Source organism: Campylobacter sp. P0109, assembly GCF_002138755.1.
In the GTDB taxonomy this organism is placed as follows: Bacteria; Campylobacterota; Campylobacteria; order Campylobacterales; family Campylobacteraceae; genus Campylobacter; species Campylobacter devanensis.
Genome location: NZ_MJKK01000006.1, coordinates 1 through 25,950, shown reverse-complemented (window position 1 = coordinate 25,950; position 25,950 = coordinate 1). Strand labels below are relative to the sequence as shown.

Genomic DNA, 25,950 nt, shown 5'->3' with positions numbered 1-25,950 from the left:
TATCCTTTTATTAAAATTTTTTTATATCTTACCTAAATTTTATTTAAATTAAATTGCCCTTAAATATCTAACTTAATTATTTAAGGCGAAATTTAAGATAATTTGTAAATTTTATTAATATCATAGACAAAATCACCTCAAAAATACTAGCGATAATAAAAGCAAAATATAGCTCTTTTGCTATATTTCCAGCATTATAAGCTACCGTAGCCACCGCTACTAAAAGCGTAAGTGGCATTGAGAGTGATAAGCCAAAAAGAATACTATCATATAATCCAAAACGCTTTACAAATATCATTGAAGATATCACTCGCACAATAATCATAAATATCATCAATTTCATAGCATTATCAAGCACTCCAGGAACCAAAAGATATTCAAGCTCCACGGTTGTACCAATATAGACAAAAAATATTGGCACCAAGAATCCAAACCCAAAGCTACCTAGCTTATGTGGAAGATCTTTTTTGTGATTAAAAAATGTAGCGATAAAGCTCCCAGCGATAAAAGCTCCAAGAACAATCTCTAAATTCAGATATATCATCACCGCTACAGTACTAAAAAATAGTGCCATAGATAGGCGGATATCCTTTTCACTCTTATCATCGTGAGGCATTAGTAGAATTTTGAGATTTGGATACCACCAAAATAGCACTTCAAGCCCCTTAAATCCAAGCACACAAAGCACAATAAATAGTATAAGATAGTATATACTACTAAATAACTCAATAGAATTACCAAATTCAATATAAGCTGACATAAGGGTTAAAAGAGCGATACTAAGCACCTCGCCTATACCACCAGCGATCATAGCAGTATTTAGCCAAGGCTCGTTTTTACCATACTCTTTAAATAGGGTAGATAAAATTCCAACCGACATAAGTGGCACCACCACAATAACCAAAAACGCCGGCGATATAAACGCACTAAAAACCCCAGCTACAATATACAAAATAGTTAGATAAGAAAGAACTAGCTTTATAATGCTTTTTTCTATTTTAAAAAAAGATTTCAGATCTATCTCAGTCCCAGCCAAAAACATTAGATAAAAAAACCCAACTTCAGCTACTATCTTAAATGGCTCACTATGCGGTATAAATCCAAAAAACCCAAAGATTATCCCCATCATAATCTCTATAGGGGCGATTGGGATTTTAGAAATTTTAGAAAAATATGGCGATATAAAGATTATAAACGCCAAAACAAGTAAAATAGAAAGCTCACTAATGGCACTGTGTTGCAAACTCAAAGCCTCGTTTTTTAAGCTCTTCTATATCCTTACTAGCAGCCTCGCCACTAGTAGTGAGATAATCCCCCACGACAATAGCACTAGCTCCATTTTCTAATATCTCATATTGTCTATCGCCAAGGATTACCTCTCTACCGCCAGCTACCATTATTCTAGTGTTAGGTAGAGCCTTAGCGCTATCTCTTAATATCTCTAAGGCTTCATCGGCACTAAGCTTTGGCTCTTTGATTTTTAAAGCGGGATTTGGGATAAAGAAATTTATCGGACTAGTAAATGGATTTAGCTCTTTTAGTGAGTTTCTAAAGCTTATTCTATCTTCATTACTCTCTCCAAGACCATAAATCCCGCCACAGCAAAGCTCAAGCCCAGCTCTTTTGGCATTTAAATTCGTCTCAAATCTCTCATCCCAGCTATGAGTAGAACAAATTTTAGGAAAGTATTCACGGCTTGTTTCAAGATTGTGATTATAGCTGAAAATTCCAGCATTTTTAAGCTCTTTTAAGCTCTCATAACTCGCACTTCCATTACATGCTATCAGCAGCAGTTCGGGCACCTCTTTTTGTAGTGTTTTGGCAGTTTGGCAGATAAACTCAAGCTTTTTATCATCAAGCCCCCTACCGCTAGTAACTAAGCAAAAGCCAAGAGCTTTATTTGCCTTAGCCATTTTGGCCTCTTTTAAAATTTGCTCTATGCTTTTTTGTTTATATCTATTTATATCAGCTTTTACATGAGCACTTTGAGTACAATACGCACAATCTTCAGGGCAGTTGCCACTACTAACATTACATATCGCACATAGCATTACTACTTTATTCATTATTGCTTACCTCTTCTTTAAATTTACATTGTGGGCACTCTTTGAAATTCCCTTTTTTAAGCTCTTTTAAGACCATTTGTGTATTACATTTTGGGCATTTGTCTATAATTGGTCTATATTTACTTATAAAATTACATTTTGGATAGTTGGCGCAGCCATAGAATTTACCTTTTTTACCAATTCTCTCGACCAATTCTCCACCGCAATCAGGGCATTGAATGCCGATTTTAGATGGCTCTTTCTTCTCAAATTTATTAGAGTTAGCTAGGTTTTTGGTATATTTACATTTTGGGAAATTTAAACAGGCTATAAACTCGCCAAATCTACCCTTTCTTTTAACTAACTCCCCACCGCAATCAGGGCATTTCTCACCTATTGGCTCGGCTACTTTTTGGCTTTTTATATTTGTTTTTCCTTCATCAATCTGTTTGATAAAAGGGTGATAAAAATTAGATAAAACCTCTTGCCAATCGGCTTTATTTTCGGCTATATCATCAAGCTTTTCTTCCATTTTAGAAGTAAATTCGCTATCTACAATATCTTTAAAATTATCTTCTAATACTGAAGTTATAGTAAATGCTATATCATTTGGGATTAATTGCTTTTTTTCTACTTTGACATAATCACGGCTAGTTAGAAGCGAAATAGTAGGCGCATAGGTGCTAGGTCTGCCAATTCCAAGGCTCTCTAGCTTTTTGACAAGGCCAGCCTCAGAGTAGCGACTAGGTGGTTCGGTTTCGTGTTTGGTGCTTTTGATACTTTGGATACTCATATTATCATCGATTTTTAAAGGTGGGAGAATTTTATCTTTATCCATATCGCCATAAACTCTATAAAATCCATCGAAAGAAACCTTCTTACCTAAGAGTTTAAACCCGCAATTTTCGCCCTTTATAATGATATTTTGAATTTCACACAGGCTAGGGCTCATCTGTGAAGCCAAAAATCTATTATAAATCAATGTGTATAGCTTTAGCATATCTTTATCTAAATATTGTGAGGCAATTTGTGGTGTAAAGCTCAAATTCGTAGGTCTGATCGCCTCGTGAGCCTCTTGGGCGCCTTTGGATTTTGTGGTGTAGATATTGGCAATTTTTGGTAGATATTTTGATCCAAATTCGCTCTTTATAAGCTCCCTAGCAGCGCTTAAAGCTTCTTTGGCTATATTTAGGCTATCTGTTCTCATATAGGTTATAGCACCCATAAAACCGCTATTTGTCTGGACGCCTTCATATAAACTTTGGGCTAACATCATGGTTTTTTTAGGGCTAAAGCCAAGTCTATTTGATGCACTTTGTTGTAGAGTTGAGGTCATAAAAGGTGGTTGGGGATTAGTTTTACGCTCTTTGGATTCTATGCTTTTGACTTTGAATTTATCATCTTTTATATTATCTAAGATATATTTGGCTCTTTGAGCGTTTGTGATGGTGAGCTTTTCTATCTTTGAGCCTTGAAATTCGATTAACTCAACTTCTAAATCATCTTTAAATTTAGTATCAATGCTAAAATACTCAATAGGTTTAAATTCTCTAATCTCACGCTCTCGATCGACTAGAATTTTAAGCGCTGAGCTTTGGACTCGCCCAGCACTTAAACCTCTTTGAATTTTGATATTTAAAAGCGGACTAAGCTTATAGCCAACAATCCTATCTAATAGCCTTCTTGCTTGTTGGGCATTTACGCTATTCATATCTAATTTTCTAGGATTTGCCAAAGCCGCTTCGATAGCGCCCTTTGTGATTTCGTGAAATACTATTCTAGGTAGGGTTTCGGGCTTTTTGCCAATTGCTGTGGCGATATGATAAGCTATAGCCTCGCCCTCTCTATCCTCATCGGTTGCTAGATAGATGGTATCGGCACTCTTAGCAAGCTCTTTAATCTCTTTTACGATAGCAGAGTGATCGCTGCTAATCCTATACTCAGGAGTAAAGTTATCCCCATCTATCTTAATCCCAAAGCTAGATTTAGGCAGATCTCTAATATGTCCCTTACTAGCTATAACCTTATACTCAGAACCTAAGAAATTTTTTATAGTTTTAGCTTTAGCTGGAGATTCAACTATTATTAATTTACTCATATTTCGCCCCAAATTCAGTTAGGCGTAATTTTACCAAAAAACTATAAAATTGATATAAAACAACTTCAAATTTACCCCATTATAAGATTAAAATATCCTAAAATTGACCCAGCTCCAACTCCTTCAAGCACAATAAATAAAGTGGCTAAAATGCTTAAAATTCCTATCCAGACAGCTCTACATTTTGGGATTATGATAGCTTGATTTGGCGATTTAAAATATATACTAATAATAATTCTTAGATAATAATATACCGATATAATAGTATTTATAATACCAAAAATCGCCAAATACGCATTACCGCTTTCAAAGGCACTTGAGAATACATAAACCTTACCCAAAAATCCCACCGTATATGGAAATCCGATAAATGAAAGGCAGATAAGAGTAAATGCCAACGCCCCAAGCGGTGAACTCTTATAAATTCCAGCAAGAGAGTCAATCTCAACCCTTTGATCTTTAAAAAACGCATTTAAGAGTAAAAATGCAAATCCCGTTGTAATAGCATAAATAGCGATATAATACACCCCAGCAAATAAAGAGCTATCACCATTGAAACTAGCTAAATTTATAAAGATATACCCAGCATGAACTATCCCAGCAGCTATCAAAATCTTTTTAACATCTATCTCTTTAAGGCTCAAAAAGTTACCGATAAACATACTAAATATCGCAATCACACTAAACATAATCGCTAAAATTTCATCCCAGCCGCCGCTATAAAGCAGGGCAAATTTGATTAGCAACCCAAAACTAGCTAGTTTAAACGCCCCAGCCAAATATCCAGTTATACTAGTGCTAGCTCCATAATACACATCTATACTCCAGCGATAAAAACCAAAAATCGCAATCTTAAAAAATATCATCGCAATCACCATTAACACGCCAATTGTGGTAATCAAAGATGGTGATAAGAGTTTGCTAAGAATCTCATATTTTGTACTTTGAGTAGTCCCAAATATCAAGGCCGCTCCAAGCAAGTAAAACGCACTCATAAATGATGAGAGTAAGAAGTATTTAAAGGCCGCTTCAATGCTTTTTGAGCTTGAATTTAATGCTATCATCGCATATATGGATATGGAGGCAATCTCGATGAAAATCAAAGTAGTTATAATTTCGCTTGAGATTATCATCCCCATCATGCCAAAGGCAGCTAAATTTGCTAATGCTATTAGCTCAGATTTAAAATAGCTCTCATCATCGCTAAAATATACCGTAGCCAAAAATATCATCGTAAGAAAGGCTATAATCACACAAAATATAAACTCAAATTGCCCAAGAGATATAAATTCAGCACAAAAAAACGGCAAATCCCCACTAAGAAGCTCAACCCTAAAAACAAAAAACGAGATTAAAATAACAGCCCAAAAGGCTAAATTTATACCTAAAAGCGATATTTTATTGATTTTTGTAACGCTTAAAAATATATTAGCTACAATAGCGGCGATTGATAGTAAAAAAGGTGTTAAAGCTATCATTATTGCCCCTTTAAATTTGATTTTATGTATTTTTCATAGTGGCTTTGGATCGTGCTTTGCGATAGATCTAATATTGGTTTAGGATATAGGCCCATTACAAATATCACAATCGCTACCAAACCAAAGGCTATAACTTGAGATTTACTAAGCTCTTTAAATTTATCTGTAACTTCATTTACACTTTGTAAAATCGCCTTGCGATAAACCACAAACATATAAACCGCACCGATGATAATAGAAGTTGTAGCGATAACTCCATAGATTAAATTTGATTTAAATAATCCCACTAAAATCAAAAGCTCCGCCACAAAGCCGATAGTAGTAGGAAGCCCCACGCTTGATAGCATCATAATGCCAAATAGCGTAGCAAAAATCGGAGCCTTAGTAGCTATACCACCAAGCTGACTAACCTTGCGAGTGCCTAGTTGATTAGAGATAATACCCACCATCAAAAACATCGCTCCACTAGTTAATGCGTGAGCTATAATCTGATATAAAGCCCCGCTCATTGCCACACTATCAAGGCTGAAAACCCCAGCTAAGATTAATCCCAAATGCGACGCCGAAGCAAAGGCCAAAAGGGTCTTAAAGTCATCGCACCTAAGAGCAATTATCCCAAAATATATCATAGAAAATATCCCAAGTGCCACAAAATAACTAGAAAACTCAACAAAGCTAAGCGAAAATATCGGCAACACAAATCTCAAAATCGCAAACACCGCCACCTTAGACGCAATGGCTGAAAGCATAAAGGTAGCCACGCTAGGCGAGTGTGTGTATGCCCCACTAAGCCACATATGAAATGGAAACAAAGGAAGCTTAATCACAAAAGCTATCATAAAGCTAAAAAATAGTATTCGCTCTACGCTTAGACTTAAATTTAAATTCACCAAATCAGCCAAAGCAAAGCTATAAAATCCAAATTCCAAATAGTGTGCCACGCCAAGATAGATAATCGCCCCAAGCATAATCATCGACCCAAATATCGCATAATACATCATATCTAGCATAGCTTTAGCTCTTTTAACGCTCTTACCATACAAGCCAGTCATTATAAATATTGGCAAGAGCATCATCTCCCACCCAGCATAGAAAAATATCAAATCAAGTGAGCTACAAACAGCCAAAAACCCACTCTCTATAAATAGCAAATTCGCCCAAAAGCCCTTTTCTTGATACCTAAGCACAAAAAACAAAAAAGGTAAAAATATCGTAATAATCAAAATAAGATAGATATTAATCCCATCTACACCAACCATATATGTAATGCCATAGTTTTTAACTAATGGGACGATATCTACAAACTGCATTCCACCAGCCCCATCAAAGCCAAGAGCCATAATAATAGCCAAAATAGCGACCAAAATAGATCCGCCAAAGGCTATAATCTTGCCCCAAAAATTATTACAAAATAGAGCTATAAAAAGCCCCAATAAAAATGGTATAAATATAATTAAACTCAAGATACTACTCATAAAATAGCCTTTGAAAATATGATAATAACACAGATGAAAAATAGCATATAAAATGCATATGAACTAGCTAAACCGCTTTGAGTACATCTAGCATAAATTTGGCTAAATGCCTTAAATATCAAGGCGCTAAACTCGACAAGCGGATATAAAATTTTATCATCTATAATCTCACGCAAAAAGTGGCTAATTCGTTTTAAATTCGCCACAAAAACAAGATCATATATCTCATCTATATAGAATTTATTTGCTACAATGCTCTCAAATTTACCCATTTTTTCTTCGCAGTTTTTGTAGTTGTAAAATTTCTTATAAGCGATAAAAATCCCAATAGCAGATACCGCCATGCTCACAACTCCAGCCACTATCTCTACCATTAAAGTTGGATGATCAATATCTAAAAATATCGCCATAAATCCACCGCCTAAGGCAAATAGACAAAGGATATAATTCACCCCAAGCATACTAAATGGCACCTTATGCTGTTTTGGTGCGGGATTTTGTGAGTAAAATACCAAGAAAAATAGCCTAAAACAATAATACGCAGTAAGCCCAGCAGTAAATAATAAAATAGCAAATATAGTATAATGCCCAGAAAGAAGCGCCCCAAGTATAATGGCATCTTTGGAGAAAAATCCAGCAAAAGGGAATATCCCGCTAATTGCGAGCATACCAAAAAGCATTGGATAATATAGCGATTTATTATCTTTTAAATTCCCCATTTTAAAGATATTTTGCTCATGATGAAGCGCTATGATGATAGCCCCAGCACTCAAAAACAGAAGCGCTTTAAAAAATCCATGAGTAAATAGATGATACATAGCAGCCCCAGAGCTGTAGCTAAGCGCAGCGAACATATATCCTAATTGACTCATAGTAGAGTAGGCTAAAATTTTTTTGATATCAGTAGCCTTTGTAGCAATAATCCCAGCAAAGAGCGCCCCAGCCGCACCAATACCGGCTAAAACTTCTATTGGCAAGCTAAGCCCAGCAAACAAAAACTCAAATCTAACAACCATATAAACCCCGGCTGTAACCATCGTCGCAGCGTGGATCAAGGCTGAAATCGGAGTAGGCCCAGCCATCGCATCAGGTAGCCAAGTGTATAGTGGAATTTGAGCTGATTTAGCTAGCGCTCCAGCAATGAAACAAAATGCTATAAATATCGCTACACCAGGGCTAAAGCTCACTTCATTTAAGCCAATATAATCAAATTTAACTCCACTACTAGCAAGATACAATGCAATCAGCCCAATCAAAAAGCCAAAATCGCCAATTCTATTTAATATAAAGGCTTTATTGCCGGCTTTAACATTATCTTTATCGCTAAAATAAAAGGCGATTAATAGGTATGAGCATACGCCCACGCCCTCCCAGCCGACAAACATCAAAATCGGATTATTTGCTAAAACTAAAATCAGCATAGAGGCTAAGAATAAATTCATATAACAAAAAAACTTACCAAAGCCCTCATCACCATCCATATAGCCTATAGAATACAAATGTATAAGCATACCCAAAAACGCCACAAATATCGCCATCACAAGGCTAAGATCATCAAGATAAAATCCCACATTTATGCTAAATCCAGCGATATCAAGCCAGCTAAATATATCCAAATTCAAGCTACTACCATAGCTATTAATAAACAGCACAGCCATAGCTACAAAGCTAACTACAGGCCCAACCATCCCCAAAAATGCGAAAAATCTTTGAGATAAGCCAAGACTCTTTCTAGCCAGATATAAAACCCCAAGCAACAAACTACCAATAATTGGCGCTAAAATTACGATATTAACTAGCATCGCTATCCTTTAACTCTTTAAAGCTATCTATATTTAGGCTCTGTTTTGATTTGTGAAGCAAGGTGATGAGCGCAAGACCAAAGCTCGCCTCAGCAGCAGCTATAGCGATAACTAGCATTACGATCACTTGACCATCTAAATTTAAATTAACCCTAGCAAATATCGCAAAAAGCAAAGCAACCGCATTTAACATAAGCTCAATAGACATAAAAATAGTAAAGATATTTTTACGCAAAATAACACCAAAAATTCCAATCACAAAGAGCAAAACCGCTACAAATATATAATTTTCAACCATTATTTTTGCCTTTTAAAATCGCCACAACCCCTACCAAAGCAGCGGTTAAAAGCAGTGATATCATCTCAAAGCTAAATCCCCATTTAAAAAAGAGATACTTTCCAAGTGGTGCGATCTCTCCAAATCCATCAGGTGCTACCTCGAAGTTACCAGGTATCAAGGCAAGCCAGTAAGCCAAAAAGCCAAAAACGACTAAAGGCAAAGCGGCTTGAATCATCTGTATAAAGCTAAATTTAGCCCATAAGCTATCTGATTTGATATTAAAAAACATCATCACAAAAACCGATAAAACCATAATCGCCCCAGCATATACTACTATTTGGATTAAAAATAGAGTCTTAGCGTATAATAAAAGATACAACCCAGCTATAGCCACCAAAGAGACAATCATAGATAAAGCCCCATGGATAGGCGCTTTAAAGCTAATCAAACCCAAAGCTCCCAAAATAGCTAAAAATGAGAAGTTAATAAACAAAAAATTCTCCATCAAAACTCCCCCCTTTTTCTACTACTAAGCTCATTTATATCGCTAATGAAGCTATCTCTACTACCTTCAACCTTTGTAAATATCCCGCTATCCATCCTTATAGCATCCTTAGGGCACGCCTCCACGCAAAGCCCGCAAAATACACACTCCAAAAGATCTATATTAAAGACTTTTGGGGCTTTTTCTTTACTACCAGGGACTTCACAAGCTTCTATAAATATACATTTAGCCGGACAAGCAGTAGCACACATATCGCACGCAACGCACTTTAATTCGCCATTATCATATTTGGTTAATCTATGAAGACCACGATATCTAGGGCTTATATCATTGGGTTTTTGCTCGGGATATTCTAGGAATTCAATATTTTTGGTATTGAGTAAATTTCTGATAAAATGCTTAAAAGTTCTAGCCATCCCAGCGATGATATAAAATATATAAATTCGCTCTAAAAGTGGCATTTTTTTTCGTTCGATTTTTTTGACTTTAACTGACATAAACCACCACCAATGCTGTAATAATAATATTTAAAATTGCTAAGGGCATGAGTTTTTCCCAGCCTAAGCGTTGAATTTGATCATATCTAAATCTAGGTAGAGTCCATCTAACCCAGATAAATACAAGTAGCACTATAAAGGTTTTAAGCGCAAATACTACTAAATTCACCGCAGTAGCTACAATCTCAGCACCAAATTCACCTAAATTTCCATAAAAATATAAGCATATAATATCGATTATAGCCACTATCAGAGCTGTCAAGGTGTAATATATGATATTCTCTTTTTTTCTATGGTCTTTACTTATTTTATATCTAGTAACATTATTTTTGCTAACCCACCAGATAAATAATAAACCAAAGATAGTAGTCACGCCAGCTATGCTAAGTAGCACAATCTCATAATTAGCAGCCAAATCAGCCTGTGATAGATAAGGCAAGGAGTATCCGCCAAAAAATATCGTAACTATAAGCGCACTCATAGCAGTCATTGCGATATATTCAGCCATAAAAAACATAGCAAAGCTCATCGCACTATACTCAAGGTGATATCCAGCTACTATCTCGCTTTCACCTTCAGCTAGGTCAAATGGCGCTCTATTTGTCTCGGCAAAAGCACAGATGATAAAGATAATCGCCGCTAATGGTTGAAGAAATATCCCCCACGCAGGAAGGCCTAAAAATGAGCCTTGTTGAGCTATTACAAAGTCATTTAAACTAATAGAGTTATATGTAATAATCATACTCACAACAGCTAGACCTAGTGGAATTTCATAGCTTATAGCCCCACTAGCTGCACGCAAAGAGCCTAAGAGAGAGTATTTATTGTTTGAGCTCCAACCAGCTAGCATAATACCATAGATACTAAGACTAGCAAATCCCAAATACCATAGCATACCGCCATCAAATGGGATTGCTTGCATAAGGTATTTGACCCCATCAATGCTAAAATATTCACTAAATGGAATCACAGCTATAGTAAGCGTACTCATCAAAAATAGCACCATCGGAGCGATGGTAAATAACGCTTTGGATCTAATAGCTGCTGGAGTAAAATCCTCTTTTATAGCTAGTTTTAAAGCATCAGCCATCGCTTGGATCAATCCGCCGAGCCTTATACCGGCGATATTAGCTCTATTTGGGCCTGGGCGGTCTTGGATAAAAGCTGAAATTTTACGCTCTAATAGCACCAAAACAGGTATCAAAGCCAAAATAAATATCAAAATAAACGCAATCCTAAATATAATTAGCCAAATTTCACTCATGCAAACGCCTTTAATATACTCATATCAAATTCCACTCCACGACCCATCAATTCAGCGATAATATCGCAAATTTTAGGGCTAAGTGGCTCAAAAGCCCCCTTGCTAAATCGCAGTTTTTCATCTATATTTAGGGTATGGCCATCTCTGTGATAGCTACTAGCGCAGACTATATCAGCATCGCTATTTGAGCCGATTTTGATGAGATTATCAAATTCAAATTTATTGATAAACTCAAAATCCCTACCAAGATGAAAAACTATTAAATTTTTAGATTTTTTATCTAAATTTTTATCTATGCCAAGCTTATTTAATCCCACACGATTAGCAGTTTTATTCGGTACTCTAAGCTTTAATCCAATCTCATCTTTAAAGCTCTCATCTCTAAAATCGCTAAATCCATATAAGCCCATATTAAACTCATTAGCCAAAATCTTTAAAGCACTCATCTCTTCAATACTTAATGAGCTTGAAGCTAAGATATTATATTGATCGCCATTTGTCCTAAGATCTAGAGCCAAAGCGGAGATTTTCGCACTATCATCACGCTTAATTACTTGCTCATCTTTATAGCTATAACGGCCATAATCACAGATGAAATAGCCATTTACGCTACTCTCTCTAGGTCTAAACCTATAAATTTTGCTATCTTGATATTTTGCTTTATTGCTATCGATCCATATAGCGCATCCCCTTTCGCACCCTTGACAGATTGCGGGGGTCTTTTGTAGGTGCCAAACTCGCTTTTTAAATCTAAAATCAGCCGAAGTCATAGCTCCTACTGGACAGATATCTACTATATTTCCTGCGTATGGATTGTCTATTTTTTTGCCATTCATTAACATTATGTGGCTATGCTCACCACGGCCACCCACGGCTAATTCATTAGTTTGGGTGCATATTTGAGTAAATCTCACACACCTTCTACAAAGCACACATCTCTCTTCATCATGGATTACCAAAGAGCCAAGATCCTCTCTTTTGCCTTTTTTTACCTTATCGGCTAGACTTACTTTGGACTCTTGTAGATCAAATTTCATATAATAATCTTGTAAATCACACTCACCAGCTTGATCGCACACAGGACAATCAAGCGGATGATTGATAAACTCAAGCTCTAGAATTCCACGCTGGACAGCCCTTGTAAGTTCGCTATTTATCTTGATCTCCATACCCTCTTTTATAGGAGTATCACATGCGATTTGGGGGCGTTTTTGACCTACTACTTCTATTAGGCACATCCTACAATTACCACTTACGCCAAGCGCTTCATGATAGCAAAAGTGTGGAATTTCAATATTATGCTTTTTTAGCTCGGTGATTAGATTGCCCTTTTCATTTACGCTAAATTTTTCGCCATCAACTATAATCTCTACCATATTTTAATCCTTACAAAGCGCTAAAAACTCATCTTCAAATTTGGTTATAAAGCCTATGATTACATCTTTTACCGCTGGAGCAAATACACAAATTGTCTTTCCATCTAGCATAAAGCAGATATCTTTTAATATTTGTAGATCTTTTTTGCTTCCTTCGCCTTTACAAATTCGCTCCACAACTCGCATTCCCCAGCCACATCCCTCACGACATGGAGTACATTGCCCGCAGCTCTCTTCTGTGTAAAACTCAAGCAAATTCAAAAGCACCTTAGGCATACTGATCGTATCATCAAAAACCATCATACCGCCAGTCCCAAGAGCACTTTTATACTCCCATAAATTCTCATAATCCAAAGTAGCCTTCATAACTTCATCTTTGGTTAATACCGCAGCAGATGATCCGCCAGGGATAACGGCTTTTAGCTCTCTATTTTTCCACACGCCACCGCCAAATTCATTGATAAAATCAATCATTTTAGTCCCAAATGGCATCTCTTTAACGCATGGAGTATTCACACATCCTGTTACGGCAAATAGCAGAGTACCAGGGGATTTTGGGGTTCCTACGCTTCTATATTTTTCCCAGCCATTTTTAACTATGAAGGGCACGCTAGCGATGGTTTCGACATTATTTACCACACACGCACTACCAAACAAAAAATCCGGCTCAGCTCTATTATGTGGCTTTAATCTAGGATGCCCCCTTTTGCCTTCAATACTCTCTAAAAGTGCGCTCTTCTCACCGCAGATATAGGCTCCAGCACCTTTACAAACTATAATTTCTAGGCCACGCCTCTCATCTTTGGATTCATTAATGGCTCTTTGGATACTTTGAAATTCTTTCTCATATTCGCCCCTAATGTAGATATAGGCTCTACACGCACCAAGAGCGTAAGCTGAGATTATGATACCTTCTATTAACAGATGGGGATCAAGATTGAAAATATACTTATCTTTACAAGTCCCAGGCTCGCTCTCATCGCCATTTACCACCAAATAGCGTTTTTGGCTAGGCCAAGCTATCATATTTTTCCATTTAGTTCCACAATGGCCACCGCCACCGCCCTTGCCTCTTAATCCACTTTTGTCAATCGCATCTACTATATCCATTCTTGGCATTTTTAGAATTTCATCTAAATTCGCATATGCCCCATGAGCCTTAGCGACTTCTATCTTATTGGCATTAGGTATATCAAATCTAGCACTAACGACCTTCATTTTCTCTCCTTAGCCTTTCTATTAACTCTGTTATACTCTCTTTAGTCAAGTCACCGATTTGCTCTAAATTTGATAACATACATGGTGCCTTTTCACAATATCCCAAGCACTCGCTCTCCCCAAGGCTAAAAAGCCCATCGCTAGTAGTTTCACCCATCTTGATCCCAAGAAGATCGCTAGCGGCTTTTATCACTTCATCGCTGCCTCTTAATTTACAAGTTATGGTTTTACAAAATTTAAGCTCATATTTGCCCTTTTTACTCTCATTAAACATAGAGTAAAAGCCCATAACTTCAGCAAAAAATATAGCCTTAATCCCAAGAGTTTTTTCTAAATACAATATATCTTCAGAGCTGATAAATCCTTGTCTTCTTTGTAAAATCCAAAGAGCTGGTAATACTAACGCCCTATCATCATCTACTTTGGTGCGAAGATTATTTAAGCCTTCTAGCTCATCTTTTGTGAATTCAAAACTCATCTATCTAGCTCCCCAGCAATTATATTTATACTACCTAAATTCAATATACTATCAGCGATCAAGCCACCTCTAACCATATCGCTAAATGCGTTTAAAGCATAGAAACAAGGCGGTCTAAGCTTTAGGCGATATGGCATATTGCCCCCATCACTAACAATGAAAAATCCTAGCTCACCATTACCCCCTTCAGTCGCACCATAGAAATGCCCCACAGGGAGCTTAACTCCATCAAAAATTAGTTTAAAATGATTTATCAAAGCCTCAATATTGCCATATACTTCGCTTTTTGGCGGGAGAATTATATCTTTGTCTTTGATACAGATATCGCCACTTGGAATTCTCTTTATCGCTTGGCGGATGATAGAGACACTCTCTTTCATCTCATAAAATCTCACAAACATCCTATCATATATATCGCCACAGCTACCAACAGGGATATTAAAATCAAAGCTATTATAATAGTAATATGGCTTATCTTTTCTTAAATCATAATCCACGCCACTAGCTCTTAAATTTGGCCCAGTAAATCCATAGCTTAGAGCGTCTTGAGCGCTTATTTTACAGATATTTTGAACTCTATCTAAGAATATTCTATTTTTTTCTATGAGAGTTAGAGTATCATCAAGGCCTTTTTCAACCTCTTTTAAATAGCCCAAAAGCTCATCTTCCCAACCATCATAAAAGTCATGTGCCATACCGCCAATTCTAGCAAATGAATTTGTAAATCTAGCACCAGTTAATCTAGATAAGAAGTTATAAATTTTCTCTCTAGGATTATATAAATACCAGTAATTTGTAAGCGCCCCCATATCCACAAACATAGCCCCAAGGCAAACCTCATGATCTATAATGCGAGCCAACTCACCCAAAATCACACGCATAAAAATCGCTCTATCAGGCAAGGTAACACCCAAGATATCCTCTACCGCCTTAGCATATCCGACATTATTTAGCATAGCAGAGCAGTAATTTAGCCTATCTGTATATGGGATGATTTGGGCATAGGTATGAGTCTCACAAGACTTCTCAAATCCCCTATGTAAATAGCCAATTTCAGTTACACAAGCAGCTATTTTCTCCCCATCGAGTGCCATAAAATTGCGTATTGTCCCGTGCGTAGCAGGATGTGATGGGCCGATATTTAAAAATGTATATTTGATTTTAAATTCATCATTTTCTTCACTAGCAAGGCCGAGATTTAAGAGCTGATCTCTCATCTCATCAACCAAGCTATCGCTTTGAGTTAGAATTTGGTATTTATCAATAGGATAATCCTTTCTTAATGGATATCCGATAAATTCTTTATGATTTAATATGCGTCTAAGGTTTGGATGATTATCAAATTTAACTCCATATTGATCATAGCACTCTCTTTCAGCCCAATTAGCGCTTTTGTAAATTTGACTAACGCTTACTATGCTCTCATTCTCGTCAAGATCAACTTGAATAATAAAATTACTACCCTTTAAAGAGCTAAATATATAATACAAACTAAATCTTTTTGGATTGTTTAAATTCAAATTATCCACACAGGCGATATCAGCCAAAATTTCATATTTCATCTCATCACGAGCGAATTTAACCGCTTCAAAAATACGCTCTTTATCGATTATAGCCGTGATAATGCCATTATATTCAGAGATTTTAGAATTAAATTTAGATATAAACGAATTAACCATCTAAAAGCCCCTTAAAATCTCTATGGCGATCTTTGATACTACCGGCTTTTATCTTTTGTTGGATAGCTAAAATCGCATCGATTATCGCCTCAGGCCTTGGTGGACAGCCGCTGATATAGGCATCAACTGGTATTATCTGATCTATCCCTTGAAGTGTGGTATAATTATCATAAAATCCACCGCTACTAGCACACGCACCCATACTAACAACCCATTTTGGCTCACACATTTGATCATATATCTCTTTTAAAATCGGAGCTTGTTTAAATGATATTGTCCCAGCTACTATCATCAAATCCGCTTGACGAGGCGAAAATCGCATAACTTCAGCGCCAAAACGGCTTAAATCATGCTTTGATGATACAGCACTCATAAACTCAATCGCACAACAGGCCGTCCCAAATATCATCGGCCAAAGCGAGTTGGATCTACCCCAGTTAAAAAGCGCATCTAATCTAGTTAAGATCAGATCATTTTTGACTAAATTTTCTATTCCCATATTAAAATCTTCTTCTTATAAATATAGTATAATCCCACAAGCAAAATAGCCATAAAGACAAACATCTCAACCAAAGCATAAAGGCCAAGCTCCCTAAGGCTCACCGCCCACGGATACATAAACACAGCTTCAATATCAAATATCACAAAGACAATCGCCACAAGATAGTATTTGACATTTATACTAGAATTTATACCGCCATAGAAATTTACAATTCCGCTCTCATAAATTCGATTTTTTGAGCTATTGCTTTTGCCAGTTGGGCCAATCTTTTTGGTGAAATAAAAAGCCACACAAAGTGCTAAAATGATGAAAACATAGAGATAAAAACTCCATACAAGATTACTCTCCAAAGCCTTTTCCTTGAAATTTACTTTATTGATTTGGACGTAATTGTATCAAAAAGATTACCATTAATTCAATATCATAAAGAAATTAATTTTTTGTTTAAGAATATTATTAATAAATTTTATTATCTATCTAAATTCAGCTATAATTACTAATATTATAAATTCAAATTTAAGATTATAAAGCCTATAAATTCGTAATTTAAAAGCTATCTTATTTAAAACTTAAATAAATTTATTAAATTAATTAAATTTGCTTTTATAGCTTTGTATTTAAAATAAATTTACATTATCACTTAAAAAAAGTAAAAATATAAGCCAAAATATTAAATTCCCAACTCAAATTCTAACAAATAGCCCAAATTTGCCTATAAATTCTCTTTAATGTGTAAAATCGTAACATAATATAAATTTATATTTCTATTTTATACACTTTATGGCTATATTTGATTACAAATATGCTACAATCGCAAAATCAAAATAATTTAATCGGAGGTAACATGAATAAAAAGGTGTTGAGCATAGTTATCTGGGCGGCAGTTGTATTTTTGGCTGTGCTTGGATTTGCTAAACTGACTATAGATAGAGGTGAGACAGTAAATGCTCTATGGTTTGTAGTTGCAGCTGTGTGTATCTACTCAATTGCCTATAGATTTTACGCTAAATACATAGCTCAAAAGGTCTTATGCCTAGATGACAATAGAGCCACTCCCGCAGTGGTAAAAAACGATGGTCGTGACTTTGTCCCAACTAACAAAATTGTCCTATTTGGTCACCATTTTGCCGCTATTGCTGGTGCTGGGCCATTAGTAGGGCCGATTTTGGCAGCTCAAATGGGTTATTTGCCAGGTATGATTTGGCTTGTTGTGGGCGTTGTGATTGCCGGTGCAGTGCACGACTTTGTAGTTTTATGGTTATCAACTAGAAGAGATGGCAAAAGCCTTGGCGAGATGATAAAAATGGAGCTTGGCAAGGGTGTTGGAACTATAGCTATGATTGGAATTTTAGGTATTATGATGCTTATTGTGGCTATTTTGGCTTTGGTTGTTGTAAATGCCTTGGCTGAATCTCCATGGGGATTATTTACCATTGCGATGACACTTCCTATTGCTATTTTAATGGGAATTTGGATGAGATTTATCCGCCCAGGTAGAATAGGCGAGGCCTCTATATTTGGTTTTATTATGCTTATGTTATCGCTTTGGGGTGGTCATTATGTAGCCGCTGATCCGTATTGGGCTAATGTATTTACCATATCTCCAGTGGCTTTGACTTTTATCACTATTATCTATGGTTTTATAGCGGCGATTTTGCCTGTTTGGCTACTTTTAGCACCTAGGGATTATCTATCTACCTTCCTTAAAATCGGCGTTATATTTGCTATGGCGGTGATTATAATCTATTTAGGTTTGGGCGATTTTGCAGGTAATCAAAATATCCAAGTAGCAATGCCTATGGTTACTAAATTCACAGATGGCACAGGGCCAGTATTTGCTGGTAAATTATTCCCATTTTTATTCATTACCATCGCTTGTGGTGCTATTAGTGGTTTCCATGCTCTAATCTCTAGTGGAACAACCCCAAAAATGCTAGAAAAAGAGACTCACGCTAAAATGGTAGGTTATGGCTCAATGCTTATGGAGTCAGCTGTTGGTGTAATGGCACTAATCGCAGCTATCATCATAACGCCAGATCTATACTTCGCTATCAATGTCGCCCCAGCAGGTCTAGGCACTACAGAGGCTATATCAGCAGCTAGAAGTGCTGGCGAGGTATTTGGGGTATTCCAAGGCGAAGCAAGTCAAAGCTACTTAGCAGGTATTAAAGCTGCTGCTGCTAGTATCAACGCATTTGCTGGAGATATTATCAAAATCACTCCAGAAATGATAGAACAAAATATTCTAGCATTTACTAAAGATGTTGGCGAACCAAGCATTCTAAGCAGAACCGGTGGTGCGCCTACATTCGCTCTTGGTTTTGCTGTGTTAATCTCTAAAATGCCAAGCTTTGAAGGCACAATGGCGTTTTGGTATCACTTCGCTATCTTATTTGAGGCATTATTTATCCTTACAGCAGTTGATGCTGGTACTAGAGCTGGAAGATTTATGGTGCAAGATGTTTTAGGTAACTTCTATAAACCAATGGCAAATATCAGCTCAGTTCCAATGGGTCTAATAGCAACTCTTTTATGTGTAGCTGGTTGGGGTTCTATATTATATATGGGTATCACAGACCCAACAGGTGGGGTAAAAGCATTATGGACGCTATTTGGCGTGGGTAATCAACTTCTAGCCGGCATAGCCTTACTTTTAGCTGTTAGTGTATTATTTAAAATGAAAAGAGCCAAACTCGCTTGGGTCGTTATCGTCCCAGTAGTGTGGGTATTGATCTCTACTATGAGTGCCGGAGTCCAAAAGCTACTTCCAGCAAATGGTGATAGAGTCCATGACTCAGTAAGCCATGTTGCTGCATATCAAATCAATAGCCAAAAAGCCGCCGATCTAAGAGTCAAAATCGATTCAGGCACCCTAGATGACGCAGAGCTAGTAGCAACTGAAAAAGCTTACAGCAGAGCTAGTCAAATCGCTAGAAATAACCTTATCAACGCTATTTTATGCGCTCTATTTATGGGTATTACTATAATTGTCTTGATCGCTACTTTAAGAGTCGTCGCTAGGGCAATAAGCGGCAAAGACCCTATAATCCCACTAGCAGAATCACCATATCTCAATGCCAAAGATTATGAGGGCAAAGCTGGTTGTAACGCTCATCACTGCGGATGTGCTCACTAGGGGTAAGTATGCGAATTTGGAGTAAAATATCAGCATTTTATAGAAAAATTGATAGGTTTTCCCACTTATTAGTGGGGATGCCTAGCTATGATAAATATGTAGAATATATGGAGAAATTCCATCCAAATCAAACCCCAAAAAGCCAAAGAGAGTTTTTCAAAGAGGCTTTAGAGAAAAAATATGGCGCCGGCAGCTCCAGATGCTGCTAACCCTGCCTACGCTTGTAGGTAGGGTTTTCTTACCATAAATTATTATTTTATAACATTTTATCATCGCAAATCACTACAACAACAAAAACTCAATCTTATTAAATTTAGTTTAATATGCAAACCTTAACTTGCATTTATATATTATTTGATTTTTACTTGTGATTTATTACCACAAAGATACAATGACTACATAATACAAACGCTATTAGCGACAATGTATTTGCAAAATTATATTAGTATTTTCATCATTTATTTTAGTATTTTTATGCTAAAAAATCTAAATTTATTTAAATATTAAGCCAAAATTTCGCAAAAACTAAGTATCATAAGCGCCAAATTAATTAGGTGAATTGTGGAATTTGTAAATTATTTAGGGCAGGAAAATGTCGTAACATTCTTTTTGCTTCTTGTGCGAACTGGTGCTTTGATGGTGTTTTTTCCATTTTTTAACCATATGCAAATTCCTATGACAATCAAAGCCACACTCTCATTTATGCTTACATTATATCTATTCCCGCTAGCTACTCCGCCAGCAAATTTAGATGGTATAAATGTTCAGTATCTTATACTTGAAGCGCTCTCTGAGCTTATGCTTGGGTTATGTGTTGGGGTGCTTTTGATGCTTGTTTTTGGCGCAGTGCAACTAGCAGGTGAGCAGATATCGATGATTATGGGATTTTCAATGGCAACAGTTATTGACCCACAAAGCGGAATAAATGCCCCACTAATCTCAAATATCTTAAATTTAATAGTTTTACTGGCATTTTTGTTATTTGATGGGCATCATTTAGTGTTATATTTTTTGGCTTATGGACTTGAATATATCCCACTTGGTGGCTTCTATCCTGAGCAAAATATCTTAAAATATGCTTCCCAAGGTATGGTAAATCTCTTTTTATATGGCTTTATAATCTCATTTCCGATTTTAGCACTTACTCTAATGTCGGATTTGATTTTTGGAATGCTTATGAAGACCATGCCGCAATTTAACCTACTAGTTGTAGGATTTCCAATTAAAATTACTATCGCTTTTGTTGTACTAATGGCGATTTTGGCTGTTATTGTTAAGGTATTTACAACACTAATGATGAGAGTTTTAAACGATTTACCAAGTTTATTTTTCTAAATAAAGCAATACATAATGAAAATTTGCGTAAAATAGCGTAATTTTTTTAAGGGGTAGTCTATGAAGGTGATTTTGCTAAATAATAATCCAGCAGTTTCAAAACTTGTGAGTGTGAGTTTAAATAAAGTTGGATATACTTTTGCTGAGATTGATAATTTAGAGTATTTAACTAGCAATGATGCTGATTTAATTATATGTGATAGCGGGCTTTATGATAGTAAAATTAATTACTTAGAATATGCAAAAAATCAGCTATTTTTAATCCCTAGAAATCGAGCTGATGAGTATAATCTAGCTAAAAGCCAAACTCTACAAAAGCCATTTTTGCCAACTGATTTTATTGATGTAGTAAAAAGAATCTTAGTTGAGACTCCAAAATCAACTAAAATAGTAGAACCTAAACCTAGCGATATCAAAGTAGGGGATGAATTTGGTCAGATTCACACTAATGATAATATAGATGTATTTAGTGATTTAAATAGCGATGAATTGCCTGATGATATCAATAAACTCCAAGATGATTTTGAAAATAGCTCATTCGATGATGAAAATCATGAAGAACAAGAGCTTGAGCAATTTGAGAATTTAATCGAAGTAGCTGAGCCTGAGCTAGCTAAGGATGAATTTGATGATGATTTAGGACTTGATGATGAGTCTGGCAAGATTGAGAGCCTAATGGATAAATCAAAAGATGTTAATAATCTTACTGATGATTTAATTAGCGACAATAAAGAGTTAAATATTGCAACAGATGAGTTTAATCTAGATAACATAGATGATGAAATAGCTAGACTTGATAGTTTAGAATATGAGACAGATAATTTAGCAGATAAAAACCTCAATAAATCAGTAGATGAATCACAAGCTAAAAGCGTAGATAATCGGATCAACGCAAATAACCAAATTCAAGAATTAGATGATGCTGATTTAAATCTAGATAATCCAGGTATCAAACTTAATGAGATAGATAGTTTAGATGATAAAAAAGAACTTGATACTTTAGATAATAAAGCCAGTGAGATTGAGGCATTAGATGATTTAAGCAACGATGAACAAATAATAGATAATTTAGATAATCAAGCGCAAGAATCAAGTCCAAGCAATAAACTTAACGATGAACAAAAGCATCAAAATATTAAAGATATAACCAGCGAATATGAGAATATCAAACTTGATATCTCAGCATTGGATGCGCTTCCTGATGGCGATAGTGAGGTTGATAATGCCGAATTTGACACTACATTTAAAGATGAAATAAAAGATGAATCAGCTATAAAACCAGTTGGCAAACCAGAACTTGAATCTAAATTTCAAGATGACTCTGTGGCAGATTTGGCTGCTATACCACAAGAGATTACAGAATGTGATAAGATAGATAAAGAGTCAATTATCCAGCCTGAAGCAGCTGCTAAGTGTGTGACTGATGAATTTAAACAAACTCAACCAGTACAAGAATCAAAGAGCGAATTTGAATTTAAAGATAAATCAATGGATGAATCAACTCAAAAAACTAAGCCAGCATTCTTGGTCGAAGAGATTGGCCTAGATAAATCTGATAATGAGCTAGATGATCTTGAGAGTGAACTAGCAGGTTTTGAGAGCGATCTAGCAAATATTAAAAGTAGCCAAGATGATGAGCCTTTAGATTTTGATGAAAGTCAAGATTTTAATGAGCTAGCCAACGAGAATGACCAAGTTAAAGATGTTGAATACACTGAGAATTTAAACAAATTAAGCAGTATGCTTGATGAGATTGATAATATGGATTGTGAGAATAATATGAAAAACCAAGATTTAAGCAATAGTTATGAAGCTAGCACAATTGATGAGATAGAAGAAGCTGCTATAAAAGAAGCCCTTCATGAAGAAAATAACAAAGAAGATAGCCAAACCCAAAACGAACCAAAAGTTAATCAATCAGATAAGAACGCTGTAGAAAACAAAACAGAACCAAGTCAAAATGAACAAAAAGAGATAGCCCAGGTTCTAGCCTCACAAATTGGCGAGGGATTAGGAAGAGCATTTAGCACTAGCGCCTTAAAAGATGTATTAAAAGATATTAATATTAATATTAATATTAGTTTTGAAGGCAGATAATGAGCGGTCAAATTCTAATAATAAGCGGCCCAAGCGGAAGTGGAAAAAGTACGCTATTATCACGCTTAATGGCCGAATTTGACAATCTTTATTTTTCTATTTCTAGTACAACTAGAGAACCACGAGCTGGAGAGAAAAATGGGGTTGATTATAACTTTATTAGTACTGATGAATTTAAACAAGGAATTGAGCAAGGTAAATTTTTAGAGTGGGCAAATGTGCATAAAAATTATTATGGCACTAGCCTAGAACCAGTAGAAAAAGCTCTAAAAGATGATAAAATTGTGATTTTTGACATTGATGTTCAGGGATTTCATCTAGCAATGAAGCAATATAAGGAGTTAATTACCTCAGTTTTTATAACTACAAAAGATAGACTCGAACTAAAAAAACGACTAATAAAGCGTGGTAGCGATGATGAGCAAACCATTGAAAATAGGTTATTTAACGCAGCTACCGAAATCGCTCACATTGGCGAATATGACTATCTTATCATCAATGATGATTTAAATAGTTCATATGAAAAACTTAAGGCAATTTTTATCTCTATGAGATCAAAAACACAAAACTTTATCATAAATGATGTGATAGAGAGCTGGAGCGAATGCTAAATTTAACAAATTTAAATTTTAATTAAGGAGAAAATTATGGGTAGTATGAGTATAAGTCACTGGTTGATAGTTTTAGCAATTATTGTTTTGCTTTTTGGTGCTAAAAAAATCCCTGAATTAGCAAAAGGTATGGGTAAAGGAATTAAAAGCTTTAAAAAAGAGATGGAAGATGATACCTCATTAGAAAAAATCGAAAAGACTGAGGATACAACTCAAATAAAAAAAGATGAAACTCAAAAGAGTGCCTAATGAGTGCTAAAGATACTCTAAAAAATGAGATAAGCGCTATTTTAGGGCGTGAAGTTGTAATAGAAAAACCAAAAGATAAAACCCTAGCTCACTATGCTACACCACTTGCTTTTGGATTAGCTAAAGAGTTAAAAAAATCCCCAGTAGCTATCGCTGCTCAGATGGCACAGCAATTTAGTTCGCCAAACTACGAAGTAACTGCCGTAAATGGATATATAAATTTCAAACTCAGTGGCGATTTTTTAGATTCTTTGGCTAATGACGCACTTAAAAGTGGAGATAAATTTGGCTCAAAAGAGATTACAAATCCTAAAAATATATTTTTAGAATATATAAGTGCCAACCCAACAGGTCCATTACACATTGGCCATGTAAGAGGCGCAGTCTATGGCGATACATTGGCTAGAGTAGCTAGACATATTGGCGTAGGAGTTCATACTGAGTATTATATCAATGACGCTGGCAATCAAATCGATCTACTAGGCATATCTATTACGCTTAGAGCAAAAGAGATTTTATTTAATGAGACAGTTGAGTATCCTGAGAAATATTACAGGGGTGATTATATTGATGAGTTAGCGCATAAAGCTTACGATAAATTTGGCAAAGAAATTTTTGAGTCAAGTCGTAACTCTGAACTAGCTGAATTTGCCAAAGATGAAGTTTTAAAAATTATCAAAAAAGACCTAGCTGATGCTGGAATATTCATAGATAATTGGGCTAGTGAAAAATCATATTATGATCAATTAGAACAAACTTTAGAGCAATTAGAAAAAAGCGGTCAAGTATATAAAAAAGATGGCACTACCTATATCGCTTCAAGCAAACTTGGCGATGATAGTGACAGGGTAGTAGTACGAAGCGACGGCCGTCCAACATATTTAGCTGGTGATATTATCTATCATAATGTCAAATTCGCTAATGATTTTGATACATATATCAACATTTGGGGTGCAGACCACCATGGATATATCGCTAGATTAAAGGCTGCGATTAATTTTCTAGGTTATGATGAGAACAAACTAGAGGTAATTTTAATGCAGATGGTAAGCTTATTAAAAGATGGTAAGCCATTTAAAATGAGCAAAAGAGCTGGAACATCAGTGTTAATGAGCGATATTTTAGCTGAGATTGGAAGTGATGCGCTTAGATTTATTTTCATATCTAAGGCTGGCAATTCAAGCTTAGAATTTGATATTGATGAGCTTAAAAAACAAGATAGTTCAAATCCAATATTTTATATCAATTACGCTCACGCTAGAGTAAATCAAATCTTTGCCAAAGCTAACAAGACTCCTGCAGATGTAGCTAATGCTTCGCTTACAAATTTAAGCGATGATGGTAAGAATTTATTATTTGAAGCGCTTACCATGCCTGAAGTCTTAGAAGATGCTCTAAACCAAAGAAGTTTACACAAAATTCCTGATTATCTCAAATCGCTTAGCGCAAGTTTTCATAAATTCTATAACGAAAATAGAGTTGTAGGAAGTCAAAATGAAGATGAATTGCTAAAGCTTTTTAGCGTTGTAGCACTTAGTATAAAAGTAGCATTAAATTTAATGGGAATAAAAGCTAAGGATATAATGGAGAATTAATCTAAGGGCGTATATGCCCTTAGATTTTAGTTTTGCCTTAGCATTGCTTTATTGCTTAATTCTTTAGCTACAAACCGATTTACTAGCATAAATTTCTAATAATTCATTTAAATTAGCGATGACAAACTTAGCATCATCATCACTCATCATCTGATGGCACGGCAGACTAAGCTCAGCTCTATAAAAATCCTCAGCACCATCTAATCTCATCTCACCATATAAATTTTTAT

The 25,950-nt window shown here is 35.7% G+C and carries 23 protein-coding genes; 7 read left to right on the top strand and 16 right to left on the bottom strand.

Translation table 11 applies throughout. The features are described 5' to 3' along the window. Positions 1-76: 76 nt before the first annotated feature. The 16 genes from CIGNP109_RS06695 to CIGNP109_RS06620 all read right to left on the bottom strand — a co-directional run bounded on the left by CIGNP109_RS06695 (position 77) and on the right by CIGNP109_RS06620 (position 17,047). Positions 77-1,243, bottom strand: coding sequence for a cation:proton antiporter (locus CIGNP109_RS06695; protein WP_086228685.1), 1,167 nt, complete (start codon positions 1,241-1,243; stop codon positions 77-79). Further along, positions 1,224-2,066: a biotin synthase gene (locus CIGNP109_RS06690; protein WP_236842484.1), complete on the bottom strand. Its 843-nt coding sequence runs from the start codon at positions 2,064-2,066 to the stop codon at positions 1,224-1,226. Before CIGNP109_RS06690 ends, CIGNP109_RS06695 begins: the two co-directional genes overlap by 20 nt. Continuing rightward, positions 2,059-4,143 carry a type I DNA topoisomerase gene (gene topA, locus CIGNP109_RS06685; protein WP_086228684.1) on the bottom strand — a complete coding sequence of 695 codons (2,085 nt, stop codon included), beginning with the start codon at positions 4,141-4,143 and terminating at the stop codon, positions 2,059-2,061. The genes CIGNP109_RS06690 and topA overlap by 8 nt, the downstream gene beginning before the upstream one ends. 71 nt (positions 4,144-4,214) lie before the next feature. Then, positions 4,215-5,621 carry an NADH-quinone oxidoreductase subunit N gene (locus CIGNP109_RS06680; RefSeq protein WP_086228683.1) on the bottom strand — a complete coding sequence of 469 codons (1,407 nt, stop codon included), beginning with the start codon at positions 5,619-5,621 and terminating at the stop codon, positions 4,215-4,217. Then, positions 5,621-7,096 (bottom strand): complex I subunit 4 family protein, encoded by a 1,476-nt coding sequence (locus CIGNP109_RS06675; protein ID WP_086228682.1) that lies wholly within the window; start codon positions 7,094-7,096, stop codon positions 5,621-5,623. Before CIGNP109_RS06675 ends, CIGNP109_RS06680 begins: the two co-directional genes overlap by 1 nt. Further along, positions 7,093-8,898 carry an NADH-quinone oxidoreductase subunit L gene (nuoL, locus tag CIGNP109_RS06670; protein ID WP_086228681.1) on the bottom strand — a complete coding sequence of 602 codons (1,806 nt, stop codon included), beginning with the start codon at positions 8,896-8,898 and terminating at the stop codon, positions 7,093-7,095. Before nuoL ends, CIGNP109_RS06675 begins: the two co-directional genes overlap by 4 nt. Beyond that, entirely contained in the window at positions 8,888-9,196 is a 309-nt protein-coding gene (nuoK, locus tag CIGNP109_RS06665) for an NADH-quinone oxidoreductase subunit NuoK (RefSeq protein WP_086228680.1), read from the bottom strand. The genes nuoL and nuoK overlap by 11 nt, the downstream gene beginning before the upstream one ends. Then, positions 9,189-9,683, bottom strand: coding sequence for an NADH-quinone oxidoreductase subunit J family protein (locus CIGNP109_RS06660; protein ID WP_086228679.1), 495 nt, complete (start codon positions 9,681-9,683; stop codon positions 9,189-9,191). Before CIGNP109_RS06660 ends, nuoK begins: the two co-directional genes overlap by 8 nt. Continuing rightward, a complete protein-coding gene (locus CIGNP109_RS06655; RefSeq protein WP_086228678.1) occupies positions 9,683-10,180 on the bottom strand; it encodes a NuoI/complex I 23 kDa subunit family protein in 498 nt (165 codons plus the stop codon). Before CIGNP109_RS06655 ends, CIGNP109_RS06660 begins: the two co-directional genes overlap by 1 nt. Further along, positions 10,170-11,444 (bottom strand): complex I subunit 1/NuoH family protein, encoded by a 1,275-nt coding sequence (locus tag CIGNP109_RS06650; protein WP_086228677.1) that lies wholly within the window; start codon positions 11,442-11,444, stop codon positions 10,170-10,172. Before CIGNP109_RS06650 ends, CIGNP109_RS06655 begins: the two co-directional genes overlap by 11 nt. After that, entirely contained in the window at positions 11,441-12,820 is a 1,380-nt protein-coding gene (locus tag CIGNP109_RS06645) for a 2Fe-2S iron-sulfur cluster-binding protein (RefSeq protein WP_086228676.1), read from the bottom strand. Before CIGNP109_RS06645 ends, CIGNP109_RS06650 begins: the two co-directional genes overlap by 4 nt. A gap of 3 nt (positions 12,821-12,823) precedes the next feature. Next, on the bottom strand, positions 12,824-14,038 hold the full coding sequence (gene nuoF / locus CIGNP109_RS06640; protein WP_086228675.1) for an NADH-quinone oxidoreductase subunit NuoF: 1,215 nt from the start codon (positions 14,036-14,038) through the stop codon (positions 12,824-12,826). Continuing rightward, a complete protein-coding gene (locus CIGNP109_RS06635; RefSeq protein ID WP_086228674.1) occupies positions 14,025-14,516 on the bottom strand; it encodes an NADH-quinone oxidoreductase subunit NuoE family protein in 492 nt (163 codons plus the stop codon). Before CIGNP109_RS06635 ends, nuoF begins: the two co-directional genes overlap by 14 nt. After that, positions 14,513-16,195: an NADH-quinone oxidoreductase subunit D gene (locus tag CIGNP109_RS06630; RefSeq protein WP_086228673.1), complete on the bottom strand. Its 1,683-nt coding sequence runs from the start codon at positions 16,193-16,195 to the stop codon at positions 14,513-14,515. Before CIGNP109_RS06630 ends, CIGNP109_RS06635 begins: the two co-directional genes overlap by 4 nt. Next, positions 16,188-16,694 (bottom strand): NADH-quinone oxidoreductase subunit B, encoded by a 507-nt coding sequence (locus tag CIGNP109_RS06625; protein WP_086225610.1) that lies wholly within the window; start codon positions 16,692-16,694, stop codon positions 16,188-16,190. Before CIGNP109_RS06625 ends, CIGNP109_RS06630 begins: the two co-directional genes overlap by 8 nt. Next, the gene (locus CIGNP109_RS06620) at positions 16,685-17,047 is read right to left on the bottom strand and encodes an NADH-quinone oxidoreductase subunit A (RefSeq protein WP_086228672.1); all 363 of its coding nucleotides are present in this window, start codon (positions 17,045-17,047) and stop codon (positions 16,685-16,687) included. The genes CIGNP109_RS06625 and CIGNP109_RS06620 overlap by 10 nt, the downstream gene beginning before the upstream one ends. A gap of 494 nt (positions 17,048-17,541) precedes the next feature. Here CIGNP109_RS06620 and CIGNP109_RS06615 point away from each other — a divergent pair, with 494 nt between their 5' ends. The 7 genes from CIGNP109_RS06615 (at position 17,542) to argS (ending at position 25,720) form a co-directional block, all read left to right on the top strand. Further along, the gene (locus CIGNP109_RS06615; RefSeq protein WP_086228733.1) at positions 17,542-19,833 is read left to right on the top strand and encodes a carbon starvation CstA family protein; all 2,292 of its coding nucleotides are present in this window, start codon (positions 17,542-17,544) and stop codon (positions 19,831-19,833) included. An 8-nt stretch (positions 19,834-19,841) separates the two neighbouring features. Then, positions 19,842-20,042, top strand: coding sequence for a KCU-star family selenoprotein (gene kcuS / locus CIGNP109_RS06610; protein ID WP_086228671.1), 201 nt, complete (start codon positions 19,842-19,844; stop codon positions 20,040-20,042). A gap of 352 nt (positions 20,043-20,394) precedes the next feature. Further along, positions 20,395-21,168, top strand: coding sequence for a flagellar biosynthetic protein FliR (gene fliR / locus CIGNP109_RS06605; RefSeq protein WP_086225619.1), 774 nt, complete (start codon positions 20,395-20,397; stop codon positions 21,166-21,168). 60 nt (positions 21,169-21,228) lie between these two features. After that, positions 21,229-23,265 carry a hypothetical protein gene (locus CIGNP109_RS06600; RefSeq protein WP_086228670.1) on the top strand — a complete coding sequence of 679 codons (2,037 nt, stop codon included), beginning with the start codon at positions 21,229-21,231 and terminating at the stop codon, positions 23,263-23,265. After that, complete coding sequence (gene gmk / locus CIGNP109_RS06595) at positions 23,265-23,876, top strand: guanylate kinase (RefSeq protein WP_086228669.1); 612 nt, start codon at positions 23,265-23,267, stop codon at positions 23,874-23,876. The genes CIGNP109_RS06600 and gmk overlap by 1 nt, the downstream gene beginning before the upstream one ends. A 36-nt stretch (positions 23,877-23,912) precedes the next feature. Beyond that, entirely contained in the window at positions 23,913-24,125 is a 213-nt protein-coding gene (tatA, locus tag CIGNP109_RS06590; RefSeq protein WP_086225622.1) for a twin-arginine translocase TatA/TatE family subunit, read from the top strand. Further along, a complete protein-coding gene (gene argS / locus CIGNP109_RS06585) occupies positions 24,125-25,720 on the top strand; it encodes an arginine--tRNA ligase (RefSeq protein WP_086225623.1) in 1,596 nt (531 codons plus the stop codon). The genes tatA and argS overlap by 1 nt, the downstream gene beginning before the upstream one ends. Positions 25,721-25,950 lie beyond the last annotated feature (230 nt).

Excerpts from the sequence above, each read along its gene's own strand:
- CIGNP109_RS06690 (WP_236842484.1), bottom strand. The coding sequence starts at position 2,066 with ATGAATAAAGTAGTAATGCTATGTGCGATATGTAATGTTAGTAGTGGC.
- topA (WP_086228684.1), bottom strand. The coding sequence starts at position 4,143 with ATGAGTAAATTAATAATAGTTGAATCTCCAGCTAAAGCTAAAACTATA.
- CIGNP109_RS06680 (WP_086228683.1), bottom strand. The coding sequence starts at position 5,621 with ATGATAGCTTTAACACCTTTTTTACTATCAATCGCCGCTATTGTAGCT.
- CIGNP109_RS06675 (WP_086228682.1), bottom strand. The coding sequence starts at position 7,096 with ATGAGTAGTATCTTGAGTTTAATTATATTTATACCATTTTTATTGGGG.
- nuoL (WP_086228681.1), bottom strand. The coding sequence starts at position 8,898 with ATGCTAGTTAATATCGTAATTTTAGCGCCAATTATTGGTAGTTTGTTG.
- nuoK (WP_086228680.1), bottom strand. The coding sequence starts at position 9,196 with ATGGTTGAAAATTATATATTTGTAGCGGTTTTGCTCTTTGTGATTGGA.
- CIGNP109_RS06660 (WP_086228679.1), bottom strand. The coding sequence starts at position 9,683 with ATGGAGAATTTTTTGTTTATTAACTTCTCATTTTTAGCTATTTTGGGA.
- CIGNP109_RS06655 (WP_086228678.1), bottom strand. The coding sequence starts at position 10,180 with ATGTCAGTTAAAGTCAAAAAAATCGAACGAAAAAAAATGCCACTTTTA.
- CIGNP109_RS06650 (WP_086228677.1), bottom strand. The coding sequence starts at position 11,444 with ATGAGTGAAATTTGGCTAATTATATTTAGGATTGCGTTTATTTTGATA.
- CIGNP109_RS06645 (WP_086228676.1), bottom strand. The coding sequence starts at position 12,820 with ATGGTAGAGATTATAGTTGATGGCGAAAAATTTAGCGTAAATGAAAAG.
- nuoF (WP_086228675.1), bottom strand. The coding sequence starts at position 14,038 with ATGAAGGTCGTTAGTGCTAGATTTGATATACCTAATGCCAATAAGATA.
- CIGNP109_RS06635 (WP_086228674.1), bottom strand. The coding sequence starts at position 14,516 with ATGAGTTTTGAATTCACAAAAGATGAGCTAGAAGGCTTAAATAATCTT.
- CIGNP109_RS06630 (WP_086228673.1), bottom strand. The coding sequence starts at position 16,195 with ATGGTTAATTCGTTTATATCTAAATTTAATTCTAAAATCTCTGAATAT.
- CIGNP109_RS06625 (WP_086225610.1), bottom strand. The coding sequence starts at position 16,694 with ATGGGAATAGAAAATTTAGTCAAAAATGATCTGATCTTAACTAGATTA.
- CIGNP109_RS06615 (WP_086228733.1), top strand. The coding sequence starts at position 17,542 with ATGAATAAAAAGGTGTTGAGCATAGTTATCTGGGCGGCAGTTGTATTT.
- kcuS (WP_086228671.1), top strand. The coding sequence starts at position 19,842 with ATGCGAATTTGGAGTAAAATATCAGCATTTTATAGAAAAATTGATAGG.
- CIGNP109_RS06600 (WP_086228670.1), top strand. The coding sequence starts at position 21,229 with ATGAAGGTGATTTTGCTAAATAATAATCCAGCAGTTTCAAAACTTGTG.
- gmk (WP_086228669.1), top strand. The coding sequence starts at position 23,265 with ATGAGCGGTCAAATTCTAATAATAAGCGGCCCAAGCGGAAGTGGAAAA.
- tatA (WP_086225622.1), top strand. The coding sequence starts at position 23,913 with ATGGGTAGTATGAGTATAAGTCACTGGTTGATAGTTTTAGCAATTATT.
- argS (WP_086225623.1), top strand. The coding sequence starts at position 24,125 with ATGAGTGCTAAAGATACTCTAAAAAATGAGATAAGCGCTATTTTAGGG.